This window comes from Aeromicrobium sp., assembly GCF_036676885.1.
GTDB lineage: Bacteria > Actinomycetota > Actinomycetes > Propionibacteriales > Nocardioidaceae > Aeromicrobium.
The window spans coordinates 1-4,786 of sequence record NZ_JAKFCB010000038.1; the positions used below are offsets into that span (position 1 = coordinate 1).

Here is a 4,786-nt window from a genome sequence, read left to right on the forward strand (position 1 = left end):
CCGCGGGTGTCCCGCTCGTCGGCGCTGGCGTCCAAGGCCACCGGCTTCCCGATCGCCAAGATCGCCGCGAAGGTCGCGATCGGCTACACCCTCGACGAGATCCCCAACGACATCACGCAGGAGACGCCGGCCTCGTTCGAGCCGACGCTCGACTACGTCGTCGTCAAGGTGCCGCGGTTCGCGTTCGAGAAGTTCCCCGCCGCCGACGCGACGCTCACGACCCACATGAAGTCGGTCGGCGAGGCCATGGCGATCGGCCGCAACTTCACCGAGGCGTTGCAGAAGGCGCTGCGCTCCCTCGAGCGTCCGGACGCGGCGTTCGACTGGCACAAGGAGTGGGTCGAGCTCGACAAGGACGCCCTCCTGCAGGAGATCAGCGTCCCGCACGACGGCCGGCTCAAGAAGGTCATGGACGCGATCCGGGCCGGAGCGACGCCGGAGGAGATCTTCGACGCGACCAAGATCGACCCGTGGTTCGTCGACCAGCTGGCGCTGATCAACGAGATCGCCGTCGAGCTCACCGGCGCCAAGGAGCTGTCGCCCGCCCTGCTGCGGCGCGCCAAGCGTCACGGCTTCTCCGACCCGCAGATCGGCAAGATCCGCGGGCTGAGCGAGGACGTCGTCAGGGGGGTGCGCCACGCCCTCGGCGTACGCCCGGTCTACAAGACCGTCGACACGTGCGCCGCGGAGTTCTCCGCCAAGACGCCCTACCACTACTCGTCGTACGACGAGGAGACCGAGGTCGAGCCCCGCACGAAGCCCGCGGTCCTGATCCTCGGCAGCGGTCCCAACCGCATCGGGCAGGGCATCGAGTTCGACTACTCGTGCGTCCACGCCGCCCTGGCACTGTCCGAGGTCGGCTACGAGACGATCATGATCAACTGCAACCCCGAGACCGTCTCGACCGACTACGACACCTCGGACCGGCTCTACTTCGAGCCGCTGACCCTCGAGGACGTCCTCGAGATCGTGCACGCCGAGCAGCAGGCCGGGCCGGTCGCGGGCGTCATCGTGCAGCTCGGCGGGCAGACCCCGCTCGGGCTCGCCGCCGGGCTCGAGGCGGCCGACGTGCCGATCGTCGGCACGCAGCCGTCGGCGATCGAGCTGGCCGAGGAGCGCGGTGCGTTCGCCGAGGTGCTGGCCGAGGCCGACCTCCCGGCGCCCAAGCACGGCATGGCGACATCGTTCAACCGGGCCCGCGAGATCGCCGACGAGATCGGCTATCCGGTGCTGGTCCGCCCCTCGTACGTCCTGGGCGGCCGCGGCATGGAGATCGTCTACGACGAGGGCACCCTCAAGGACTACATCGGCCGGGCCACCGAGATCTCCTCGGAGCGCCCGGTGCTGGTCGACCGCTTCCTGGACGACGCGATCGAGATCGACGTCGACGCGCTGTATGACGGCACCGAGCTGTTCCTCGGCGGCGTCATGGAGCACATCGAGGAGGCCGGCGTGCACTCGGGCGACTCGGCGTGCGCCCTGCCGCCCATCACGTTGGGCGAAGCCGAGGTCCAGCGCATCCGCGAGTCGACCGAGGCGATCGCCAAGGGCGTCGGCGTGCGCGGACTCATCAACATCCAGTTCGCGCTGTCCTCGGACATCCTCTACGTCATCGAGGCCAATCCCCGCGCGTCGCGCACGGTGCCGTTCGTCTCCAAGGCCACCGCGACACCGCTCGCCAAGGCGGCCGCCCGGCTCATGCTGGGGGAGTCGATCGCCGAGCTGAGGGCGGCCGGTGTCCTGCCGGCCACGGGTGACGGCGGCAAGCTGCCCGACAACGCCCCCATCGCGGTCAAGGAGGCGGTCATGCCCTTCAACCGCTTCCGTACGTACGAGGGCCGCTACGTCGACACCTTGCTGGGACCGGAGATGCGCTCGACGGGTGAGGTCATGGGCTTCGACTCCGGCTTCGGCACGGCATTCGCCAAGTCGCAGGCGGGCGCCCAGAACGGGCTGCCGACGTCGGGCAAGGTCTTCGTGTCCGTCGCCAACCGCGACAAGCGGCACATGATCTTCCCGGTCAAGCGGCTCGCGGACCTCGGCTTCGAGATCCTCGCGACGAGCGGCACCGCTGTCGTGCTCGCCCGCAACGGCGTCATGGCGACGGTCATCCGCAAGCTCAACGAGGAGCCGCTGCCGGGCCAGGCTCGCAGCACGATCGTCGACAAGATCCACGACCAGGACATCCAGCTCATCATCAACACGCCCCACGGCGTGACGTCCGGCGGCAGCCCGCGCATCGACGGCTACGAGATCCGCACGGCCGCAGTCGCCGAAGGCATCCCGTGCATCACCACGGTCCAGGGCCTCGCGGCGGCGGTGCAGGGCATCGAGGCGCTGATCGAGGGCAAGATCGGCGTCAAGTCCCTCCAGGACTGGGGCCGCATCGTCACCGAGGCGCGGCAGTCATGAGCTTCGGGTCGCGGGCTCGGGCCGCGATGGCGGCGTACGGCCCGGCCTGCGTCGGCATCGACCCGCACGCGTCGTTGCTCGCCGAGTGGGGCCTGCCCGACGACGTCGAGGGCCTTGACCGCTTCGCGACGACCTGTGTCGAGGCGTTCGCCGGCAAGGTCGCGTTCGTCAAGCCGCAGTCGGCGTTCTTCGAGCGGTTCGGTGCCCGTGGTGTCGTGGTCCTCGAGCGTACGATCCAGGACCTGCGGCACACGGGCTCGCTCGTGATCCTCGACGTCAAGCGCGGCGACATCGGCTCGACCGCCGCCGCGTACGCCGATGCCTACCTCGACGAGGACGCCCCGATGGCCGCCGACGCCATCACGGTCAGCCCGTTCCTGGGCTTCGGGTCGCTGCAGCCGTTCTTCGACGTGGCCGCCAAGAACGACGCCGGTGTGTTCGTGCTCGCCCTGACCTCCAACCCGGAGGGCCCCGAGGTGCAGCACGCGCGCAACGGCGACACGACGGTCGCTGGCGCGATCCTGGCCAAGCTCGCCGAGCTCAACGCCGGCCAGCACCTGATGGGATCGTTCGGTGCCGTCGTCGGGGCGACGATCGGTGACGCCGCCGAGGACCTCGCGATCAACGGCCCGCTGCTCGTGCCCGGGTTCGGCGCACAGGGCGGCACGGTCGACGACATCCGGAGGCTGTTCGGCTCGGTCATCGACAACGTGATCCCCTCGACGTCGCGTGGCGTCCTGTCGGCCGGGCCGGATGTCCAGGCGCTCCGCGATTCGGTCGCCCGGGTCAACGCCGAACTTGTAGGGTCATAACGTTCAGGGTTGCCCGCGTCCCGAGGAGTCCATGCATGAAGAGAACCGCCACCGTCCTGGTCACGGCGATCGTCGGGACCGCGGTGCTGTCCGGTTGCGGCGGTGGTGGGGACCCTTACTGCGATGCGGTCGACAAGAACAAGAAGACCCTCAACACGTTCGGCGAGAAGCGCACCAACGCGGCCTACGCCAACTACGCCAAGGTCTTCGGCGAAGTCGGCAAGGAGGCGCCGGCCTCGATCAAGAAGGACTGGACGACGCTGTCGAAGGTCACGACCGGCATCCTCGACGCCCAGGACAAGGCTGGGGTCAAGCTCGAGGAGATGAACGCTGCCACCATCAAGAAGCTCAAGCCGGCGCAGCGTGAGCAGCTCAACGCGGCCTACAAGACGTTCAACGAGACGACCGAGCAGCGCAACGCCGTGGTCAAGAACGTCCTGCAGGAATGCGACATCAAGCTCAAATGAAACATCCGTTCAACAGATGAGGTGAGGCAAGTGGCACTCCCGATATTGACGCCGGAGCAGCGCAAGGCTGCACTCGAGAAGGCAGCGGCCGCGCGGCAGCTGCGAGCCGAGGTCAAGAACCGCCTCAAGAACTCACGCGCCAGCCTGACCGAGGTCATCCAGGAGGCGCGCGCCAACGAGGTCATCGCCAAGCTGAAGGTCATCGACCTCCTGCAGTCGATGCCCGGTGTCGGCAAGGTGCGCGCCCAGGAGATCATGCAGCGCATCGGCATTGCCGACAGCCGCAGGCTGCGCGGTCTGGGTGCCAATCAGGTCAAGGCCCTGATCGCCGAGTTCGCGGATAGAACAGGCCGCTCTGGCCGTGCCTGACGGGTCATCGGAACCCGTCACACGTCCCTCACGGCTCGTCGTCCTGGCCGGCCCCACCGCGGTCGGCAAGGGGACGGTTGCAGCCTGCGTACGCGAAAAGCACCCCGAGATCTGGATCTCGGTGTCGGTCACGACTCGCCCGCCGAGGCCGGGCGAGATCGACGGCGTGCACTACCACTTCATCTCGGACGAGGAGTTCGACCGCCTGATCGCCGAGGACGGGCTGCTCGAGTGGGCGGTCGTGCACCGGGCCGCTCGCTACGGCACGCCCCGCGCCCCGGTCGAAGAGCGTCTCGCGGCCGGCACGCCGGCGCTCCTGGAGATCGATCTGCAGGGCGCCCGTCAGGTCCGTGAACGCATGCCGGACGCGCTGATGTGCTTCCTGGCACCGCCGAGCTGGGACGAGCTGGAGCGTCGCCTCGTCGGAAGGGGGACCGAGGGACCCGAGGAGCGCGAGCGCCGCCTGGCCACGGCCCGTACGGAGCTGGCCGCCGAGCCGGAGTTCGACGTGACCATCGTCAACACCGATGTCGAGACCGCTTGCCAGGAATTGGTAGACTTGTTCAGATCCGGCACGAGCCGGGTGCATTCCTAACTCTTTTTTGTGAGGCTCTCTGTGTCCACGACACGCTCGACTGCCATCGGCATCACCAACCCGCCGCTGGACGATCTTCTGGAGAAGGCGGACAGCAAGTACAAGCTCGTCCTCTACTCCGCCAAGCGTGC

At 68.3% G+C, this 4,786-nt stretch carries 6 protein-coding genes; all 6 read left to right on the forward strand.

The window, feature by feature from the left end; translation table 11 throughout:
* Window positions 1–2,412: carbamoyl-phosphate synthase large subunit (carB, locus tag V6M46_RS02040; RefSeq protein ID WP_332662073.1), on the forward strand; the 2,412-nt coding region annotated here is incomplete at its 5' end.
* Window positions 2,409–3,224, forward strand: a complete 816-nt coding sequence (gene pyrF, locus V6M46_RS02045) for an orotidine-5'-phosphate decarboxylase (protein ID WP_332662074.1) — start codon at window positions 2,409–2,411, stop codon at window positions 3,222–3,224. The genes carB and pyrF, both read left to right, overlap by 4 nt.
* 35 nt (window positions 3,225–3,259) lie before the next feature.
* Window positions 3,260–3,691, forward strand: a complete 432-nt coding sequence (locus V6M46_RS02050; RefSeq protein WP_332662075.1) for a hypothetical protein — start codon at window positions 3,260–3,262, stop codon at window positions 3,689–3,691.
* A 30-nt stretch (window positions 3,692–3,721) separates the two neighbouring features.
* A complete protein-coding gene (gene mihF, locus V6M46_RS02055) occupies window positions 3,722–4,060 on the forward strand; it encodes an integration host factor, actinobacterial type (protein ID WP_332662076.1) in 339 nt (112 codons plus the stop codon).
* Window positions 4,053–4,655, forward strand: coding sequence for a guanylate kinase (gene gmk, locus V6M46_RS02060; RefSeq protein ID WP_332662077.1), 603 nt, complete (start codon window positions 4,053–4,055; stop codon window positions 4,653–4,655). Before mihF ends, gmk begins: the two co-directional genes overlap by 8 nt.
* Window positions 4,656–4,676: 21 nt before the next feature.
* Window positions 4,677–4,786 (forward strand): DNA-directed RNA polymerase subunit omega (gene rpoZ / locus V6M46_RS02065; protein WP_332662078.1); only part of this gene is annotated, 110 nt, incomplete at its 3' end.